Here is a 20,038-nt window from a genome sequence, read left to right on the forward strand (position 1 = left end):
CGAAGTTGCCCAAAGCTGGACAGGCGGGTGCGCTTTCTGCGAGCCGGTCTGATGCCATCGGCGCGCATCCCCGTGCCGCCGTGACCGATGCGGCGAATGAGGCGCACCTGCCCTGAGGGGGGTGGTATGGCGACGGTTAGGCTCCGCCTCATGGACGTACTCATCAATGTCTTCGTCGCCCTGCACATCATCGGCATCGCGTCGCTGCTCGGCGGCTTCCTCACCCAGATGAAGGCAATGGGCGAGGGCACGGCCCGCTTCAGTCCGGCGATGCTGCACGGCGCGCTGACGATGCTGATCACGGGCGTGGCACTGGTGGGCCTGAATCAGGCGGACGATCAGCCGGTGAACAACATCAAGATCGGCGTCAAGCTGGCGGTCCTGGTGGTGATCCTGGGACTGGTCTACGTCAAGCGGGACGAGGAGAACGTGGAGAAGGCGCTCTTCGGCGCGGTGGGCGGGCTGACCGTCACGAACATCTTCATCGCGACGCTGTGGACCTGATGTTGCGCACGTGATGTTGCGGACCTGACGTTGCGGACGTGATGGTGCGGACGCGAGAACGCCCGGACCCCACGGGGTCCGGGCGTTCGGCTGCGTCCTGGCTCAGGCCGGGCGCACGCTGCCGTAGATCGGCATGTAGTAGATCGACTCCTCGCGGACGTTCGCACCGGGCTTGGGCGCGTGGATCATCATGCCGTCGCCGATGTAAATGCCCACGTGGCTGATGTCGTCGTAGAAGAAGACCAGGTCGCCCGGGAGCAGGTCCTTCGTGGCCACGCGCGTACCGACCTTCACCTGGTCCCAGGTGGTGCGCGGCAGGTCCACACCCGCCGCCTTCCAGGCGGCCTGGGTCAGCCCCGAGCAGTCGTACGAGCTCGGGCCCGTCGCGCCCCAGACGTACGGCTTGCCCAGCTGGGCGCGGGCGAAGGACAGGACCTTGTCGGCCTTGGCCGTGGAGCTGCCGTCGGCGGTACCAGTGCCTGTGCCCGTACCGGTACCCGTACCGCTGCCCTGGTTCTGCTCCTGTTCCTTGCGCGCGGCCTCCGCCCTGGCGCGGGCCTCCGCCTCCGCCTTGGCCTTTGCCTCGGCCTTGCGGCGGGCCTCCGCCTCTTTCTTGCGCTCGATCTCGGCGAGCCGCGCCTTCTCCTCTGCGGTCAGCTTCGACAGCAAGGTGCGCGCCTCGGCGAGCTTCGCCTGAACCTCCTGCTTGCTCGTGCGCAGGGCCTTCTGGGAGGTCGTGAGCGACTCGAGCTGCTTCGTCGCCTCCGCCCGCTGCTTGGCGGCTTCCGCCCGCTCGGTCTCGTAGTCGGTGACAGCGCTGCGCTGACGGTCCGTCATCCGGCTCATCAACTGGGTCTGGTCGAAGTACGACTCCGGGCTGTCCGCGAACAGCAACGCGGCAGTCGGGGTGACCGCGCCGGTGCGGTACTGCGCGGCCGCGAAGGTGCCGAGCGCCCTGCGGGACTCGTTCAGCTTCTCCGTGCGCTTGGCGGCCTCGTCGAGCAGCGTGTCGACCTCGCGCCGCTTCTCGTCGGTGGATTCCTTGGCCTTGTTGTACTTCTCGGTCGCGGTGCCGGCCTGCCGGTACAGGTCGTCGACCTTCTTCTGCACCTCTTCGACGGAGGGCTTCGGCTCGGCGGGCGCCGCGTTGGCGCTCTGCGTCGACAACAGGGTGACGCCGGCGATGGCTGCCGTCGTGAGCCCGACGGCGGGCGAGGTCTTCGCGGTACGGCTGCGTTGTTTGCGATGCGACGCCAAGGCCGGCATCTCCTTCTTCCGTGGACCGCCTACCGGGTTAGCTGTCGGGTTCGGGCAGAACGGAAGGCGCCCTACGGACCGAATGAGACAGGTCCGATTCACCCCGGTTGTGCATGGTGGGTCCCCGGTTCCGAACTTCCTTGAGGGAAGCCCGAATTCGGCGCAGGCCGCCCGATTGGCGTGGATCGCCATGGGGGTACGGGCCGCCTGGTCGAGCACGCTAGCCAACTCGCGTGGCTACTGTGAAGCTTGATGTTCGATATGCCCGATACATTTTCGTGACCTTTTTTCAGCGCGTCGGGGATCGGGTGTCCGGGGTGTCTGTGTCATGACATGGCGAAGTGGCTCGATCGCGCAGGGTTGCCGGGCCGGATTCCCGTGCGGCATGCCAATGCGGCCGCGAGCTGTCAGTGCGGCGGCCTAGACTCGTAGAGCGATGAGCAGCCTCTTTGACGACAGCTTCCTGGCGGACCTCCAGCCCAGCTCGGAGCACCCTCCGCCACCGCCCGAGGACTCGGCCCCGGAGGAGATTCCGGACGATCTCTTCCAGGGCGCGTTCGACGTGCCCCCTGCGCGGGATCCGTACCACCGTGACGGCGCCCCGCGCACGGTCGTGGACCCCGCCGCCCTGCTGGACGGGCTGAACGAACAGCAGCGCGCCGCCGTCGTGCACACGGGCTCGCCGCTGCTCATCGTCGCCGGGGCCGGGTCCGGCAAGACCCGGGTGCTGACCCACCGGATCGCGTATCTGCTGGGAACCCGCAGCGTCCACCCCGGGCAGATACTGGCGATCACCTTCACCAACAAGGCCGCCGGCGAGATGAAGGAGCGTGTCGAGCAGCTCGTCGGCCCGCGCGCCAACGCCATGTGGGTGATGACCTTCCACAGTGCCTGTGTGCGCATCCTGCGCCGCGAGTCCAAGAGGCTCGGCTTCACCTCGTCGTTCTCGATCTACGACGCCGCGGACTCGAAGCGGCTGATGGCCCTGGTCTGCCGCGATCTGGATCTTGACCCCAAGAAGTTCCCGCCGAAGTCGTTCAGCGCCAAGATCTCGAACCTGAAGAACGAGCTGATCGACGAGGAGACCTTCGCCGACCAGGTTGGGGGTACCTCCCAGGCCGAAGGCTCTGGGGGAGGCTTCGAGAAGACGCTCGCCGAGGCCTACCGGATGTACCAGGCACGGCTGCGCGAGGCCAATGCCCTGGACTTCGACGACATCATCATGACGACGGTGCATCTGCTGCAGGCGTTCCCGGACGTCGCCGAGCACTACCAGCGGCGCTTCCGCCATGTCCTGGTGGACGAGTACCAGGACACCAACCACGCTCAGTACACCCTCGTACGCGAGCTGGTAGGGACGGGCCAGGAGGATCTGCCGCCGGCCGAGCTCTGCGTCGTCGGCGACGCCGACCAGTCGATCTACGCCTTCCGTGGCGCGACCATCCGCAACATCCTTCAGTTCGAGGAGGACTACGCGGACGCGACGACGATCCTGCTGGAGCAGAACTACCGCTCCACGCAGACGATCCTCTCCGCAGCCAACGCGGTCATCGAGCGCAACGAAAGCCGCCGCCCCAAGAACCTGTGGACGAACGCGGGCGCGGGTGCGCAGATCACCGGCTATGTCGCCGACACCGAGCACGACGAGGCACAGTTCGTCGCCGACGAGATCGACCGGCTGACGGACGCGGGCGAGGCGAAGGCCGGCGACGTCGCCGTCTTCTACCGTACGAACGCCCAGTCCCGTGTCTTCGAAGAGATCTTCATCCGGGTCGGCCTGCCGTACAAGGTCGTCGGCGGGGTGCGCTTCTACGAGCGCAAGGAGGTCCGGGACGTCCTCGCCTATCTGCGGGTCCTGGCCAATCCCGAGGACAACGTCCCGCTGCGTCGCATCCTCAATGTCCCCAAGCGCGGCATCGGCGAGCGCGCCGAGGCGATGATCGACGCGCTCGCGCTGCGCGAGAAGATCACCTTCCCGCAGGCACTGCGGCGCGTGGACGAGGCGTACGGCATGGCGGCCCGCTCCGCCAACGCCGTCAAGCGTTTCAACGTGCTGATGGAGGAGCTGCGTACGGTCGTCGACTCGGGCGCGGGCCCGGCGGTGGTGCTGGAGGCTGTCCTGGAGCGGACCGGTTACCTCGCCGAGCTGCAGGCCTCCACCGACCCGCAGGACGAGACGCGCATCGAGAACCTTCAGGAACTGGCCGCGGTCGCGCTGGAGTTTGAGCAGGACCGTGCCGAGGAGGAGGGCGCGGGCACGCTCGCCGAATTCCTGGAGAAGGTCGCGCTCGTCGCCGACTCCGACCAGATTCCGGACGAGGACGAGGACGGCTCCGGCGTCATCACCCTGATGACGCTGCACACGGCGAAGGGCCTTGAGTTCCCGGTGGTGTTCCTGACCGGCATGGAGGACGGCGTCTTCCCGCACATGCGCGCTCTCGGCCAGGCGAAGGAGCTGGAGGAGGAGCGGCGTCTTGCGTATGTCGGCATCACGCGCGCCCGCGAGCGGCTCTATCTGACGCGCTCGTCGATGCGGAGCGCCTGGGGCCAGCCCTCGTACAACCCGCCCTCGCGCTTCCTCGAGGAGATCCCGGGCCAGCACCTGGAGTGGAAGCGGACGGGGCCGATGGCCGCGCCCGCGGGTCCGACCTCCGGCATCGCCGCCTCGCTGTCGTCGTCGCGGTCGCGCTCGGGCGGCGCCGCTTCGGGCTTTGCCACGCGGCGTACGACCGACAAGCCGGTGATCTCGCTGGCGGTCGGTGACCGGGTCACGCACGACCAGTTCGGTCTCGGGACCGTGGTGGGAGTGACGGGGGCGGGTGCGGACGCGCAGGCGACGATCGACTTCGGGGACACGAAGCCGAAGAGGCTGCTGCTGAGGTACGCGCCGGTCGAGAAGCTGTAGCTCTCACGGCCAGGTCGGGTCGGGGCCGCGGTCCGACCGGGTCGAGGTCGTGGCCACGGTCGAGTCGAGGTCGTAGGTCGTGGCTACTGGCTGTCAGGTCAGGTCGGGTCGAGGCCGTGGCTGCGGAGCCACGGCAGCGGGTCGATCGCCGAGCCGCCGCCGGGCCGGACCTCGAAGTGGAGATGCGGTCCGGTGGAGTTGCCCGAGTTGCCGGAGAATGCGATGACGTCACCGGCCTTGACCGAACCGGAGCGAATCTTGGTGCTGCTGAGGTGGCAGTACCAGGTCTCGGTGCCGTCGGGTGCCGTCACGATCGCCATGTTGCCGTAGGCGCTGTTCCACTGGGTGCGGACGGTGCCGTCGGTCGCGGACATCACCTTGGTGCCGTACGACACCGGGAAGTCGATGCCGGTGTGCACGGACATCCAGTTGACGCCGGCCTGACCGTAGTACGCGCTCAGACCCTGCTGCGTCACCGGCAGCACAAACTTGGGGCGCAGGGCCTCGCGGCGCTTCGCCTCTTCCTCGCGCTTCTTCTTGTCCGCCTCCTGGCGCGCCTTGAGGTCGAGGCGTTCCTGGGTGCGGGAGGCACGGTCGCCGAAGTCACGGGCGTCGGCGCTGAGAGCGGCGAGCTGCGTGTCCATCTTGTTGTTCGCGGCGATCGGCTTGACGGATGACGGGTCCGCGGCGGCCTGGTTGGTGCCTTCGCCCGTGTCGCCACCGAGGTCGCCGACGGATGCGGCCGCGATGCCGGCGACGCCCATCACGCATGCGGAGGGTACGGCGACGGTCAGGAGGGCGGAGCGTTTGGCGGGGGTGCGGCGACGGCCGCGGGAGCCGCCGGAACGGCGGACGGGGCGGGGGTTTACGGCGACGGCGTGGGGCTCGGATTCGTGCGCGAGCTCGGACTCGGACTCGGACTCGAAGCCGGAATCGGACTCGGTGTCGGCGTCGAATCCGGCTTCGAGATCTTGCTCGGCCCCGGGTTCAGGCGCGGCCTCGTACGTGTATCCGGCGTCGTACTCGGCTGCGTACTCCTGCGGGAAATCCGGCTGATACTCAGGCTGGAACTCGGTGGTGAGGTCGGGCGCGCTCTCGTAATCGAACTCGGGTGCCGCGGGGCTGGTCTCGTAATCGAACTCGGAGGCCGCCGGGCTGGTCTCGTACTCGAACTCGGGTGCCGCGGGGGCGGTCTCGTGGAGGAACTCGTGCTCCGGCGTGAACTGCTGCGGTACGTGGGCCTCCGCGCCCGTGTTCCAGGCGGTGGCGTCGTACGTCCCGGTCTCGACGGTGGGCACGGCCCACTGCCCCGTCGCGTCATACGCAAATGTGGCGGCAGCCGTTTCGAACTGGCCCGTCTGCGTGGTCTGGTTCCAGGCGCCTGCGTCCCACTGGCCGGTCGTGTCGTACTGAACCCCGCTCGCGTCCCACTGGCCAGTGGCGTCGTACTGGCCCGTCGTGTCGTACTGCGGGAATTGCTGCGTCTGCTGCGGCTGTTGTATCTGCTGCTGCGCGGCGTAGACGTCGTAACCGTCGTAGCCGGTGGTCTGGTGCGACCCGGTGTCCCACTGGGTGGAGTCGTACTGGCCACTGTGGCCCGCTTCGTAACTGCCGGGAAGCTCTCCGAAGAGCGGGTCGGCGTCAAAGCTGCCATTGGGGAAGCTGCCAGTGGTGGAGTACTCGTCGTATCCGACGTACCCGGCGTGGGGGTGCTGGTCGTTCACCAACTTCTCTCTCGCCTCGGCAGCAGGACCTGGGTTCTGGGGCCACGGGGATTGGGGGACCCAGAGGGGAAAGCAGTGGCGCGACTGTACCCGGCGGTACGCGACGGCGACAATCTTCCGCAGGTTTTAGGAAATCAGGAAACGGGCATTCGGCCGTGTTTCGGGGGACTGCGGGCACAGCCTTGGCCCTACGTTCGAAAAGCGTTCGACTCTCTGTTGCCTGTCTGGACGCCGTTGAGCGTGGATCGGGCCCCGCGGGATCAGGCGACGGAGACGGCCCCCGAGGCGCCTGCAGTCGATTCGCTCGACTCGAGCGCCTGCCGGATGCCGGCCGCGACTGCGGGGTGGACCGGGAGGGCGAGATGGCCGACTCCGCTGACGCGTACGTTCTGCGCGATGAGGTCCGGGTGATCGATGCAGGCCGTCTCGACCGGGACCATGATCTGGTCCAAATCGCTCCAGAAGCTGATGAAATGGGTGCGGCAGCCGGGCGCCGGCCGGCGCAGCTCCGCGATCAGGGCGGAGCCGGGCCGCATCTGGCGCACGATGGGGTGAGCGCTCGCGAGCGGGGCGACCGCGGTGCCGGAGTGGGGAGTGCCGAGTGTGACGAGCGTGCGTACGCGCCGGTCACCGCCGAGGCGCTGCACGTAGTAGCGGGCGATCAGGCCGCCGAGGCTGTGTCCGACGATGTCGACCTCGCTGCGTCCCGTGCGGGCACAGATCTCCTCGATGTGTCGGCCGAGCAGCTCGGCGGCGGTGCGGATGTCGCAGGTCAAAGGGGAGTAGTTGAGGCACTCGAGATGACGCCAGCCATGCCGGGCGAGGGAGCGGCGAAGCAGTACGAACACGGAGCGGTTGTCCACGAAGCCGTGCAGCAGGACGGCGGGCGGGTGGTCCGGGCCTCCACCGGTCGGCAGGGTCGCGGTGTCGGCCGGGTGCGGGTCTTCGGACGCGCTGGGGCCTGGGGCGGGGGCTGGGCGCTCGGTGATCAGACCGGTGGGGTAGAGGAGGAGGTGCCCGGCGAGTATCGCCAGCTCGAGGGCGGTGGCGCGGAGCAGCGCCGCGGATATTCGCAGCTGTCGTACGTGTCGCACGGGGCGCAGACACAGCGGAAAGAAGGGCAGGACCTTCATACCGACCTCCCGTACGGCAAAGCGGGAGGACAGCTCCGTCCCCCGTCAATGCCCTCATGGGCGCCGTTCAGGCCCTCTGCGGCTCGGTGCCCGTGCCGGGCCGATAGCAAAGGTGTGTCGTATCTCCGCGCCGCGCGGCTGACGGCACGGACATACGACGATCCGAAGCGGCTCCCTTGCGACCGTCCCCTGTGGCGGCACGGCCCGCGAGCCGCTTGTGTGTCGCCTGATGCGGGTACGACGCGTAGCGAACATGTCCCACGTGTGATTTCCCCCTCGCTATCCACCGTGAAACGGGCGGTTGCGGGATGCTGGAGATAACGTTCGTTCACTTCCCTGGGCCTTTGCCGGTGCGGGACCCGCGCGGGACCCGTGCCCAGGGCGGCGCAGTCGTATGTGGAGGCAGTGATGGGTGTGACTGGACCGATCCGCGTGGTGGTGGCCAAGCCGGGTCTCGACGGCCACGATCGGGGCGCCAAGGTGATCGCGCGGGCGCTGCGCGACGCGGGCATGGAGGTCATCTACACCGGGCTCCACCAGACCCCGGAGCAGATCGTGGACACGGCGATCCAGGAAGACGCGGACGCGATCGGCCTCTCGATCCTGTCCGGCGCGCACAACACGCTCTTCGCGAAGGTGATCGAGCTCCTGAAGGAGCGCGAGGCGGAGGACATCAAGGTCTTCGGCGGCGGCATCATCCCGGAGGCGGACATCGCCCCGCTGAAGCAGAAGGGCGTGGCGGAGATCTTCACCCCGGGCGCGACGACGGCGTCGATCGTCGACTGGGTCAACGCGAACGTCCGCCAGCCTGCGGACGCGTAGTCGCTAGCGACGCGGTCCGCTGGGCGCGTGGCCTGACCGCGTGGGTGTGCCGCGGTCGGCTGGGCGCGGGCGGCCTGCCGCAGGGCGGGCTGACGAGCGCTGGGCCGCTGCCCCTCGGCTGAGGGGTACGGCTTTGTGGGGTGCCGGTGCCGCCCGGCGGCGCGAGGTGCTGGTCGTGTGGCTGTCCGCCGGGGGCCGGTGCGTGCGGCAGCCCCCACATGCAACCTCCCCCCACCCCCGGGGGACCGGGGCACGGTGGCCCGGGGGCCTGGGGGCGTCAGTCCCCGGTTTCGGGATGGGGCGGGGTGGGGGAAGCACCCCCCAGCTCCACCCGCATCGTCGCCCGCAACCTCAACGTCGACACCAGCCTCTGAAACGCCTCCGACCAATACCCTCCCGCCCCCGGCGACCCCCCTTCCACCTCGTCCGGCGTCGCCGTCAGCAGCTCCAGTCGGCTCGCCTCCGCCGGGTCGAGGCAGCGTTCCGCCAGGCCCATCACTCCGCTGAAGCTCCAGGGGTAACTCCCCGCGTCCCGCGCGATGTCCAGCGCGTCCACCACCGCGCGGCCCAGCGGCTCCGCCCACGGCACCGCGCAGACGCCGAGCAGCTGGAACGCCTCCGACAGGCCGTGCGCCGCGATGAACTCCGCCACCCACACCGCCCGTTCCGGCTCCGGCAGCGTCCCGAGCAGCTTCGCCCGTTCCGCGAGGGACGACGTGCCGGGCCCGGTCTCCGGCGGCGAGGACGGCGCGCCGAGCAGGGCGCGGGACCACTCCGCGTCCCGCTGCCGCACCGCCGCCCGGCACCACGCCGCGTGCAGCTCCTGCCCCCACTCGTCCGCGACGGGCAGCGCGACTGTCTCCCGCGCCGTACGCCCCCCGAGCCGTCCCGCCCAGGTGGACAGCGGGGCCGCCTCCACCAACTGGCCCAGCCACCATGATCGTTCACCTCGGCCCGACGGCGGATTCGGGACGACCCCGTCGCGTTGCATGCCCGTATCGCATTCGTGCGGCGCCTCCACAGCTATTGCCGTGCCCCCGTCCCCGCTGCGGTCCAGGCCGACGCACGACGCCGCGCGCGTCGCCATCCGCCCGGCGAGCGCCGAGTGCGGCAGCGCGGAAAGCAGCTCGGCCGCCGTCGCGCGGACGTTGCGGCTGCGGTCGGACAGCGCCTGCTCCAGGAACGGCTCGTCCGCGTCGGACAGCCCCGTACGCAGGGAGTCGAGGAACATCAGCCGGTCCTCGGCCCGCTCCGTCGCCCATGTCGCCGTGAGCAGCGCCAGCGCCGCCCCCGCGTCGTGCGCCCGTACCGAAGCGAGCAGGGCGACCCGTTCGGCGAACAGCCCCTCCTCCCACAGACGTTGGACCGCCTCGGCGTCAGCCGGGTCCGGCAGCACCAGGCCCCCGGACCCGCCGCGCAGCGCAAACTTCCACTCGGGGTTGAACCGGGCCAGCCACAGCCCGCGCGGACCGGCGAACGCGAGGGCCTGCGGCCGCAGATCCGTACGCGCGCGGGCCGCATCCAGCAGCGCCGGCAGTACGGACGGCGGCGCCTGGTACCCGTGCTCGTTGGCCGTGGCGAGCCACTGCGGCAGCAGCTCGGTCAGATCCGGTGCCGTACCGCGCCGCCCGCCCGCGTGCGACGGGGCCGACCGGTCGGCCAGCAGCAGGCCGAGCCTGCGCCGCGCGGGCGCGGGCAGCTGCGGGCGGGTGTCGTGCGGCGCGGGCTCAGGACGGGCGGCCGCGGGCGCGGGCATCAGCCCCGCCCTGCGCCGGACGGTGTGGAGTGCCGCGGCGTCCAGCAGCGCGGCCGGCGCGTCCTTGCCCGACGTCAGGACGGCGCCCGGCGGCGTGCGCCGGTCGGTGCCGAGAAGGGCCGAGGTGACGAGCTCTTCCCACAGCGCGGCACCGCTGGTGCTGGTGGTGCTGGTCATGGCGTCCTCTCTAGGTTCAGATGAGCGGGACCGTCTCGGACCCGTCCTCGGACCAGGCAGCGAGCGGCGAGAAGCCCTGGTGGCCGCATTCGCCGAAGACGGTGACCGGGCCGCCGCCGGAGAGCGCGACGAGCTTCAGCAGCCCGGAGCGGCCGAGCGCCGCGGGCGCGATGGGCAGGGCGGTCTCGCTGTCGGCGTCGGCCAGTTGCCACCCGGGGCTCGTCGGGACGGGTATGACGCGGCTGAGCGTCACCGGCCAGGACTCCAGCCAGGGGTCGTCGCGCAGCGCCCGCCCGTACGCATCGAGAGCCGCCGCGGTCGGCCCGCCCGGTGGGGGCGACGTGATCGGGGCGGGCGCGCCGAACTGCTCGCCCAGGTCGGCCCGCAGCTGCCCCGCGCCCGCGTATGGAGTGAGCTCGGCGTCGATCATCAGGCCCACCGGAAGCGCCTGTTGCGGGGAGCGGCCCGCCGCTCCGAAGGAGAGCAGCAGTGCCGTACGCCCCGACTCGCTTCCGTGCAGCCATATACGGCGCGTGGTGATCTTGCCGTCCGAGGAGTCGTACTGAGCCAGGATCATCCAGTCGTCCCGCACCGGCGGGCCGTCGGCCGGCGAGGTGAGGCCGACCCGGGTACGAACCGTCGCGGCCAGCGGCTCCGGCAGCCGCTCGACCCCCAGCCAGGCCGCGTCCAGCAGATGGATCAGCGCGCACTCCTCCAGCAGCCGCACCGGCCAGCCCGGCCCCGAGCCCGGGATCGCCCCCAATTCCCGTACCCGGGCCGCCAGTCCGGGCGCCTGCGCGTCGACCATGCGGGCCGCGGTCTCCTCCCACAGTCCGTAACCCGACTGCTCGGCCGCAGCGAGGCCGCCGCGCAACAGATCCGCGAGCCGCTGCTCCAACTCCGTCGCCCCGGCGGTGATCCGCCCCGCCCGGCGCTCGGCGCGGCGCCTGGCCGCCTCGGGGTCGGCAGTCTTCGCGGACTGCCCCGCGCCCGCATCGCTCTGTTCCTTGTCGGTGGCGCGCTTTCTGCGCCCCTCCAGCCACTCCTCGGCCCAGTCCGGTGTGGTGGAGACCTGTACGGCGTCCTCGTCCGCCGCCCAGAGCAGCAGCAGCCCCAGCGCGTGCTTGCACGGGAACTTCCGGCTCGGACAACTGCATTTGTACGCCGGGCCCGTGGTGTCGACGATGGTCTGGTACGGCTTGCTGCCGCTGCCCTTGCACAGGCCCCACACTGCCCCCGATCCGTTGATGCCCGCCCCGGACCACGGCCCGGCCGCGCCGAGCCTGTTTCCCGCCTTGCGTGATGCGTCGTCAGGAGCCAGTGCCAGCACCTGTTCCGACGTCCAGCGCACCCCCTGCTGATTCATGCCGACGACGTTACGGGCCGGGTCTGACAATGGCCTCTGACCTGCACAGACGGTCGATTGTCAGTGGCGTGGTGCACGGTTGGAACCACATCGGGCCGAACCATCTGGCCGACGACCCGGAGGGGGATCCATGACCGTGTCCGAAACCGGCGCAGCCACCGGCGCCGAGGCGCTGCGGCCGCATGCCGAGGACGCTTTCGCCCACGAGCTGAAGGCGCTCGCCGCGGCCGACGACCGGCCGCGCCCGGTCAACTGGCAGCTGTCGCCGTGGGCCGTCGCCACCTATCTGCTCGGCGGCGAACTCACCGACGGCACGGTGATCACGCCCAAGTACGTGGGGCCGCGCCGGATCGTCGAGGTCGCTGTCACCACACTCGCCACCGACCGGGCCCTGCTGCTCCTCGGCGTGCCCGGCACCGCCAAGACCTGGGTATCCGAGCATCTGGCCGCGGCGGTCAGCGGCGACTCGACGCTGCTGGTGCAGGGCACGGCGGGCACACCCGAGGAAGCCATCCGGTACGGCTGGAACTACGCCCAGCTGCTCGCCCACGGCCCCAGCCGGGACGCGCTCGTGCCCAGCCCCGTCATGCGCGCGATGTCAGAGGGCATGATTGCGCGGGTCGAGGAGCTCACCCGTATCCCCGCCGACGTACAGGACACGCTGATCACGATCCTGTCCGAGAAGACCCTGCCGATCCCGGAGCTGGGGCAGGAGGTGCAGGCGGTCCGCGGGTTCAGCCTCATCGCCACCGCCAATGACCGCGACCGCGGGGTCAACGACCTCTCCAGCGCGCTGCGCCGCCGGTTCAACACGGTCGTACTGCCGCTGCCCGCGACCTCCGAGGCGGAGGTCGACATCGTGTCCCGGCGCGTTGACCAGATAGGGCGCTCGCTCGATCTGCCCGCCGTGCCCGAGGGGTTGGAGGAGATCCGCCGGGTCGTCACCGTCTTCCGGGAGCTGCGCGACGGCGTCTCGGCGGACGGCCGCACCAAGCTCAAGTCGCCGTCGGGCACGCTCTCCACGGCCGAGGCGATCTCCGTCGTCACCGGCGGTCTCGCGCTGGCCGCGCACTTCGGCGACGGCGTGCTGCGCCCCGGCGACGTGGCGGCCGGCATCCTCGGCGCGGTGGTACGCGACCCGGCGGCGGACCGGGTCATCTGGCAGGAGTATCTGGAGACGGTGGTCCGCGAGCGGGACGGCTGGAAGGACTTCTACCGCGCCTGCCGTGAGGTGAGCGTATGACCGGCCCGCTGCTGCTCGGCGTGCGCCACCACGGGCCGGGCTCGGCGCGGGCGGTGCGGGCCGCGCTGGATGCGGCGTCGCCGCCGGCGGTGCTGATCGAGGGTCCGCCCGAGGGCGATGCACTGCTTGCGCTCGCGGCGGACGAGCAGATGCGTCCGCCGGTCGCGCTGCTCGCCCATGCCGTGGACGATCCGGGGCGGGCGGCGTTCTGGCCCCTTGCCGAGTTCTCCCCGGAGTGGGTGGCGATCCGCTGGGCGCTCGGGCGGGGGGTGCCGGTGCGGTTCATCGACCTCCCGGCGGTGCACTCGCTGGCGCCGGCCGAAGCGGAGACGGCCGCGGACCCGGACCCGGGCCCGGCTGGGGACCCGGACCCGGACCCGGACTCGGACTCGGACTCGGGGAGCGAACCGGGCGGCGTACGGATCGACCCCATCGCCGTCCTCGCCGAAACCGCCGGGTATGACGACCCCGAGCGGTGGTGGGAGGACGTCATCGAGCACCGCGGCTCGGTGCCGGGCTCCGGGACCTGCTCCGCGGTCGACGACGCTGACCCTCGTGCGCCCTTCGCCGCGCTCGGCGAAGCCATGACCGCACTCCGCGAGATGTACGGCCACGGCGGGCACGACCGGGATCTCGTCCGCGAGGCACATATGCGGATCCAGCTGCGCGCCGCAGTCAAGGAATTCGGGGACGGTGTCGCCGTCGTCTGCGGCGCCTGGCATGTGCCCGCGCTCGCCGAGAAGACCACGCTCGCCGCCGACAAGGCCCTCCTCAAGGGGCTGCCCAAGGTCAAGGCCGAGATGACCTGGGTGCCCTGGACGCACCGCAGGCTCGCCCGCCACAGCGGCTACGGCGCGGGCATCGACTCGCCCGGCTGGTACGGGCATCTCTTCGGCGCGCCGGACCGGCCGGTGGAGCGCTGGATGACCAAGGTCGCGCGGCTGCTGCGCGACGAGGACCGGATGGTCTCCTCCGCCCATGTGATTGAGGCGGTGCGGCTTGCCGACACCCTTGCCGCCATGCGCGGCCGCCCGCTCGCCGGGCTGACCGAGACGACCGACGCCATACGGGCCGTGATGTGCGACGGCTCCGACGTACCGCTCGACCTGATCCGGGACCGGCTGATCGTCGGGGACGTCCTCGGCGAGGTTCCGGACGCCGCGCCCGCCGTGCCGCTGCAGCGCGACCTGAGCCGGCTGCAGCGCAGCCTGCGCCTCAAACCGGAGGCGCTGGAGCGCGAGTTGGAGCTCGATCTGCGCAAGGAGACCGATGCGGCGAAGAGCCGGCTGCTGCACCGGCTGCGACTGCTCTCCATCGGCTGGGGCGAGCCCGTCACGGGGCGGGGGAGCACCGGGACGTTCCGGGAGAGCTGGCGGCTGCGCTGGGAGCCGGAGCTCTTCGTGCGGGTCGCCGAGGCCGGGGTGTGGGGCACCACGGTGCTCTCCGCGGCCACGGCCAAGGCCGAGAACAAGGCCGTGTCGGCGACCGCCCTGGCCGACGTCACCGCGCTCGCCGAGCACTGCCTGCTGGCCGAACTGACCGACGCGCTCCCCGTGGTGATGCGGGCGCTCGCAGACCGGGCCGCGCTCGACGCGGATGTCGGCCATCTCGCCCAGGCGCTGCCCGCCCTGGCCCGCGCCCTGCGGTACGGGGACGTACGGTCCACGGACACGGCCGCCCTCGGTGAGGTCGCGGCCGGGCTTGCCGAGCGCATCTGCGTCGGGCTGCCACCCGCGTGCACCGGGCTCGACGCGGACGGCGCCGCCGAGATGCGGAGCCATCTGGACGCCGTGCACTCCGCGATCGGGCTGCTGCCCGAGGCCCGGGAGCTCGGCGAGCGTTGGGGCTCGGTACTGCACCGCCTGGCGGACCGTGACACGGTGCCGGGGGTGATACGCGGCCGGGCCGCCCGGCTGCTGCTGGACGACGGGCGGCTCGAGGAGGACGAGGCCGCGCGGCTCATGGCCCTTGCACTCTCGCCCGGCACGCCGCCCGCCGAAGCGGCCGCCTGGATAGAGGGCTTCGTCGGCGGTGCGTCCGGAGGCGGGATGCTCCTGGTCCACGACGAGCGCCTGCTCGGGCTCGTCGACGCCTGGCTGACCGGGGTCCGCGCCGACGCCTTCACCGACGTACTGCCCTTGCTGCGCCGAACCTTCTCGGCGTACGAACCGGGCGTGCGCCGCACGCTCGGCGAGCTGGTCGGGCGCGGTCCGGCAGCGGGCGGCCACGCACATCAGGAGTCGGGCGTGCCCGGATTCGGCGCGGGCCTCGACGAGGAGCGGGCGGACGCGGTGCTGCCCGTGCTCCAGCTGCTTCTCGGTATCGACGACAACGACCTTGCGGGGGTGGTCCGATGACGGAGATCGCGCACGACGAGCGGTTGCGGCGCTGGCGGCTGGTGCTCGGCGGCGACTCTGCCGAGGGCACCGGCTGCACGCTCGCCGGGACGGACGCGGCGATGGACGGCGCCCTGTCCGCCCTCTACGGCGACGGCAGCGGCGGTACGAGCGCGGACAGCCGCAGCGGGGGCCGCTCGGCCGGGCTCGGGGCGTCCGCCCCGTCCGTCGCCCGCTGGCTCGGCGACATCCGTACGTACTTCCCCAGTTCCGTCGTCCAGGTCATGCAGCGCGACGCGATCGACCGGCTCGGTCTGTCCACGCTGCTGCTGGAGCCGGAGATGCTGGAGGCCGTCGAGGCGGACGTTCATCTCGTCGGTACCCTGCTCTCCCTCAACAAGGCGATGCCCGAGACGACCAAGGAGACGGCCAGGGCGGTCGTCCGGAGGGTTGTCGACGACCTGGAGAAGCGGCTCGCCAGCCGCACCCGCTCCACTCTCACCGGTGCGCTCGACCGCTCGGCGAGGATCAACCGCCCGCGCCACCGGGACATCGACTGGGACCGCACCATCCGGGCCAACCTCAAGAACTATCTGCCGCTTCCTGAGAAGGAAGGTGCCTACACCGTCGTCCCCGAGCGGCTGATCGGATACGGACGGGCGTCCCAGTCGGTGAAGAAGGACGTCGTCCTCTGCATCGATCAGTCGGGCTCCATGGCCGCATCCGTTGTCTACGCATCCGTCTTCGGCGCGGTCCTGGCGTCCATGCGCTCCATCGCCACCCGCCTCGTCGTCTTCGACACCGCCGTCGTCGACCTCACCGACCAGCTCGACGATCCGGTCGACGTCCTCTTCGGCACCCAGCTCGGCGGCGGCACCGACATCAACAGGGCGCTCGCGTACTGCCAGTCCCAGATCACCCGCCCCGCCGACACCGTCGTCGTACTGATCAGCGACCTCTACGAGGGCGGCATACGGGACGAGATGCTGAAGCGGGTCGCGGCGATGAAGGCGTCCGGCGTGCAGTTCGTGGCGCTGCTCGCACTCTCCGACGAAGGGACGCCCGCGTACGACCGCGAGCACGCGGCGGCGCTCGCGGCGCTGGGCGCACCGGCCTTCGCATGTACGCCCGACCTCTTCCCGGAGGTGATGGCGGCCGCGATCGAGAAGCGACCCCTGCCCATACCGGACATGGTGACCCATCAGTAACGTGGGACTTGCGCCAACCCGGGAGGTTCGTGCGAGCATCGTCCGGATCCCCGCGGAAGGTCGGCTTCCGCCGACCGGGAAGGCCCCTCACCGTGACTGCCGCAGCTGCTCGTTCTGCTGCTGCCCTGTGCGTGCTGCGCAGGGCGGTTGCCGGCCGGCGTGTGCTGCAGGTGATGCTGTTTCTCGGGGGCCTGCTGACGGTCGGTTTCCTCTACGGCGGACAGGCGCATGCGACAGGGCTGCCGGATGCGGCCTCGGCCGATGTCTCCACGAGCGCCGCACAGCCGGACCGGTCGGCCCCGGCAGGGGAGTTGCGGCGTGTAGCACAGGACTCCGCCGGCTCGGCGAAGTCCACGCAAGCCGCTGACGGCATCCCGTCCGTCCAGCCTGTGCCCTCCGGGCGCGAGGTGGCCGAGCCGGTGACGGACACCGGCCGCGGCGTCGTACGGCCGCTGGTGCGGTCGCTGACCGAGCCGGTCACCGGAGCACTGACCGGCACGCCGGGCGGGCACCTTCCCGTACCGCTGCGGCCTCCCGGCGGCGGCGCGGGCCCGGGACAGGCGCCGCAACTCCCTGTCGAGCGGCCCGTGGACGAGTCCCCGGACGGATTCACGGCGAAGAACCCCGCAGGCATGTCCGACTCCGCCCGGCCGTCCGGCGCTTTTGCAGTCATGGTCGGCCCGGTCGGCGGGTACGACAGTGGGCTCGGACGGGGCCGGGCCGAAGTCGCGGGCAAGCAGCCCGCGTCGGCACCCGCACCCGCTCAAGTCCCCGGCAGCCCCTGCAACTCCACGCCCGGCGCGCTGCAGCAGTCCACCGAGACGCACACCCCGCGTACGGGAGATCAGCACGCGGCGGTGAGTGCGTACGGCAGATCCCTCGCGCTCGGCTCCGGCGCGGTCCGGGCGGCGGCGCATGCGCCGACTCGCGAACGACCGTGCGACATCCTCGAATTCCCCGGCTAGGGCAGCCCTTTCCCCGCTCAAGACCTGCCGCGCGGGGGCGGGACAGGTCTGCCCGCCAACCGGACAGTTCCGGACAGCCGAACTCATTCGAAGGATTCGACTCAAGCATGCACAAGAATATTCGCCGTTCCATAGCCGTCGCCGCCACGGCCGGCGGCATGTGGGCCATCGGCACCGCCGCGGCCAGCGCCGACGAGGTGCACGTCTCCGTACCGCTCTCCACGCCCGACCAGGCGGCCGACGCCGTCCAGGACACCAAGGGCGCCGCCTCCGACGCGCGCTCCACCGCCACCACCACGGCCACCCAGGCCAAGGGCAGGGCGACGGGCACGGCCGCGCAGGCTCAGCGCACCGCCGCCGGTACCGCCGCCCAGGCCCAGGGCAGGGCCACGCCTGCGGCCGCGCAGGCTCAGCGCACCGCCACCACCACGGCCACCCAGGCCAAGGGCAGGGCGACGGGTACGGCCGGGCAGGCTCGGCGCACCGCCGCCGGTACCGCCGCCCAGGCCCAGGGCAGCGCCCAGTCCGCTGCTCGCACCGACGCTCAGGACGAGATCGACTACCTCTTCGGCCCGCTCTCCGCTTTCGCGCACGAGCTGGAGCAGGCCCCGGCCCAGGCCCAGTACCGGGCCCAGGGCGCGGTTGTCGCCGCCACCCCGCTCGCCGACGCCGCCGCGCAGGACACCCTGCCGCCCATCGCCGCCCGTGCCGTGAGCGGCGTGCTCCCGGTTGCCGGTCAGGCGGTCGGCGACGCCGGCGGTCTCGCGCAGGGTGTGGTGGGCGATGTGACGCCGTTCGCGGGCGGTGTGGTCTCCGACGTGCAGCCGTTCGCCGGTGGCGTCGTCTCCGAGGTCCAGCCCTTCGCGGGCGGGGTTGTCGGTGCGGTCCAGCCGCTCGTCGAAACCATCGTCGACCACGTCCAGCCGGTCACGTACGGCGTCGGCAGCAGCGCGAGCACCCTCGCGCAGGGCGTGGCCGGCGATGTGACGCCGTTCGCGGGCGGTGTCGCCCACCAGGCCCAGCCGTTCGCGCAGGACGTGTACGGCACGGCGGGCGCGACGCCGCTCGCCGGCAACGCCGTCCACGGCGCCCAGGGCGCGGTTTCCGCGATCACCCCGGGTTACGTGTCCCACCTGACCCAGGGCATCTGACGCAGGAATCCCGACGTGTTACGGAGTGCATCTGACAGGCGGGTCCGATGCTCACGGGCGGTCTCCATTGGGGTGGGGGCCGCCCGGTTCCGTACAGCGTCGCGACCTGTGCGGTCTGTGACCGTTATCACCGCCCAGGTGTGATCTGCGATTTAGGGACCCACGGCCCGCGGGGATAACCTGCAAGACGGACATGCCGCGTGCTCGGACAACCGTGTTACGCCTCCCTTGTGACAGCGCAGTCACGTTGCCCTTCGCGGCACGCCCACGCAGACAACGAACCGCGATCATCAGAAAAGGGACGGACGCGCGTGGACCTGTTCGAGTACCAGGCGAGGGACCTCTTCGCCAAGCACGGTGTACCGGTGCTGGCCGGTGAAGTCATCGACACGCCTGAGGCGGCGCGCGAGGTGACCGAGCGTCTGGGCGGCCGGTCGGTCGTCAAGGCGCAGGTGAAGGTCGGCGGCCGCGGCAAGGCCGGCGGCGTGAAGCTGGCCTCCGACCCGGCTGACGCGGTCGAGAAGGCCGGCCAGATTCTTGGCATGGACATCAAGGGCCACACGGTCCACAAGGTGATGCTCGCCGAGACGGCGCCGGAGATCGCCGAGGAGTACTACGTTTCGTACCTCCTCGACCGCACCAACCGCACTTTCCTGGCCATGGCCTCCGTCCAGGGCGGCGTCGAGATCGAGGTCGTCGCGGAGGAGAACCCCGAGGCCCTCGCGAAGATCCCGGTCAACGCCAATGAGGGCGTCGACCTGGCGAAGGCCCGCGAGATCGTCGCGGCCGCGAAGTTCCCGGCCGATGTCGCCGACCAGGTCGCCGACATCCTGGTGACCCTGTGGAAGACCTTCATCGAAGAGGACGCGCTCCTCGTCGAGGTCAACCCGCTGGCCAAGGTCGCCGACGGCCGCGTCATCGCCCTCGACGGCAAGGTCTCGCTCGACGAGAACGCCGACTTCCGGCAGCCCGAGCACGCGGCGCTCGAGGACAAGGACGCAGCCAACCCGCTCGAGGCTGCTGCCAAGGCCAAGAACCTCAACTACGTCAAGCTCGACGGCGAGGTCGGCATCATCGGCAACGGCGCGGGTCTGGTCATGTCGACCCTCGACGTCGTCGCCTACGCCGGTGAGAACCACGGCGGCGTGAAGCCCGCCAACTTCCTCGACATCGGTGGCGGCGCCTCCGCCGAGGTGATGGCGAACGGTCTCGAGATCATCCTCGGCGACCCGGACGTCAAGTCCGTCTTCGTCAACGTCTTCGGTGGCATCACCGCCTGTGACGAGGTCGCCAACGGCATCGTCCAGGCCCTTGCGCTGCTCGCCTCCAAGGGCGAGGAAGTCAGCAAGCCGCTCGTCGTGCGCCTCGACGGCAACAACGCGGAGCTGGGTCGCAAGATCCTGTCGGACGCCAACCACCCGCTGGTTCAGCGCGTGGACACCATGGACGGCGCGGCCGACAAGGCCGCCGAGCTCGCGGCTGCGAAGTAAG

Annotated in this window: 14 protein-coding genes and 1 riboswitch; of the genes, 9 read left to right on the plus strand and 5 right to left on the minus strand. The window is 71.0% G+C overall.

The genetic code is table 11. The annotated features are described in order from the left end of the window. Positions 1-150: 150 nt before the first annotated feature. Positions 151-504, plus strand: coding sequence for a hypothetical protein (locus ACI2LP_RS19100; protein ID WP_404725648.1), 354 nt, complete (start codon positions 151-153; stop codon positions 502-504). A gap of 102 nt (positions 505-606) precedes the next feature. On the opposite strand, the gene ACI2LP_RS19105 is transcribed toward ACI2LP_RS19100, so the two are convergent. Beyond that, positions 607-1,770 carry an NlpC/P60 family protein gene (locus ACI2LP_RS19105; protein ID WP_404725649.1) on the minus strand — a complete coding sequence of 388 codons (1,164 nt, stop codon included), beginning with the start codon at positions 1,768-1,770 and terminating at the stop codon, positions 607-609. A gap of 2 nt (positions 1,771-1,772) precedes the next feature. Beyond that, positions 1,773-1,934: riboswitch (cyclic di-AMP (ydaO/yuaA leader) on the minus strand. A 263-nt stretch (positions 1,935-2,197) separates the two neighbouring features. On the opposite strand from ACI2LP_RS19105, the gene pcrA reads away from it, so the two are divergent. After that, on the plus strand, positions 2,198-4,666 hold the full coding sequence (gene pcrA / locus ACI2LP_RS19110) for a DNA helicase PcrA (RefSeq protein WP_404725650.1): 2,469 nt from the start codon (positions 2,198-2,200) through the stop codon (positions 4,664-4,666). 98 nt (positions 4,667-4,764) lie between these two features. On the opposite strand, the gene ACI2LP_RS19115 is transcribed toward pcrA, so the two are convergent. Together ACI2LP_RS19115 and ACI2LP_RS19120 are read right to left on the minus strand one after the other, a co-directional pair. Further along, positions 4,765-6,390 (minus strand): M23 family metallopeptidase, encoded by a 1,626-nt coding sequence (locus ACI2LP_RS19115; RefSeq protein WP_404725651.1) that lies wholly within the window; start codon positions 6,388-6,390, stop codon positions 4,765-4,767. A gap of 260 nt (positions 6,391-6,650) precedes the next feature. After that, on the minus strand, positions 6,651-7,523 hold the full coding sequence (locus ACI2LP_RS19120) for an esterase/lipase family protein (RefSeq protein ID WP_404725652.1): 873 nt from the start codon (positions 7,521-7,523) through the stop codon (positions 6,651-6,653). A gap of 408 nt (positions 7,524-7,931) precedes the next feature. Here ACI2LP_RS19120 and ACI2LP_RS19125 point away from each other — a divergent pair, with 408 nt between their 5' ends. Beyond that, a complete protein-coding gene (locus ACI2LP_RS19125; RefSeq protein ID WP_360871825.1) occupies positions 7,932-8,345 on the plus strand; it encodes a cobalamin B12-binding domain-containing protein in 414 nt (137 codons plus the stop codon). A gap of 277 nt (positions 8,346-8,622) precedes the next feature. Here the strand turns inward: ACI2LP_RS19125 and ACI2LP_RS19130 are convergent, their stop codons facing one another. After that, positions 8,623-10,278 carry a DUF5691 domain-containing protein gene (locus tag ACI2LP_RS19130; RefSeq protein ID WP_404725653.1) on the minus strand — a complete coding sequence of 552 codons (1,656 nt, stop codon included), beginning with the start codon at positions 10,276-10,278 and terminating at the stop codon, positions 8,623-8,625. A gap of 16 nt (positions 10,279-10,294) precedes the next feature. Further along, positions 10,295-11,644, minus strand: coding sequence for an SWIM zinc finger family protein (locus ACI2LP_RS19135; RefSeq protein ID WP_404725654.1), 1,350 nt, complete (start codon positions 11,642-11,644; stop codon positions 10,295-10,297). Positions 11,645-11,774: 130 nt separating this feature from the next. Between ACI2LP_RS19135 and ACI2LP_RS19140 the strand changes: the two genes are divergently transcribed. From ACI2LP_RS19140 to sucC, 6 genes are all read left to right on the plus strand, one after another. Then, positions 11,775-12,887 carry an AAA family ATPase gene (locus ACI2LP_RS19140; RefSeq protein ID WP_404725655.1) on the plus strand — a complete coding sequence of 371 codons (1,113 nt, stop codon included), beginning with the start codon at positions 11,775-11,777 and terminating at the stop codon, positions 12,885-12,887. Continuing rightward, positions 12,884-15,244 carry a DUF5682 family protein gene (locus ACI2LP_RS19145; protein WP_404725656.1) on the plus strand — a complete coding sequence of 787 codons (2,361 nt, stop codon included), beginning with the start codon at positions 12,884-12,886 and terminating at the stop codon, positions 15,242-15,244. The genes ACI2LP_RS19140 and ACI2LP_RS19145 overlap by 4 nt, the downstream gene beginning before the upstream one ends. Further along, positions 15,241-16,431 carry a VWA domain-containing protein gene (locus ACI2LP_RS19150; RefSeq protein WP_404725657.1) on the plus strand — a complete coding sequence of 397 codons (1,191 nt, stop codon included), beginning with the start codon at positions 15,241-15,243 and terminating at the stop codon, positions 16,429-16,431. The genes ACI2LP_RS19145 and ACI2LP_RS19150 overlap by 4 nt, the downstream gene beginning before the upstream one ends. 173 nt (positions 16,432-16,604) lie before the next feature. Further along, a complete protein-coding gene (locus ACI2LP_RS19155; RefSeq protein WP_404725658.1) occupies positions 16,605-17,396 on the plus strand; it encodes a hypothetical protein in 792 nt (263 codons plus the stop codon). 107 nt (positions 17,397-17,503) lie between these two features. After that, positions 17,504-18,547 carry a hypothetical protein gene (locus tag ACI2LP_RS19160; RefSeq protein WP_404725659.1) on the plus strand — a complete coding sequence of 348 codons (1,044 nt, stop codon included), beginning with the start codon at positions 17,504-17,506 and terminating at the stop codon, positions 18,545-18,547. 311 nt (positions 18,548-18,858) lie between these two features. Further along, positions 18,859-20,037, plus strand: coding sequence for an ADP-forming succinate--CoA ligase subunit beta (gene sucC / locus ACI2LP_RS19165; RefSeq protein WP_404725660.1), 1,179 nt, complete (start codon positions 18,859-18,861; stop codon positions 20,035-20,037). Position 20,038: the final 1 nt, after the last annotated feature.

Origin of the sequence: Streptomyces sp. NPDC019890 (assembly GCF_044903445.1) — a bacterium.
Lineage (GTDB): Bacteria > Actinomycetota > Actinomycetes > Streptomycetales > Streptomycetaceae > Streptomyces.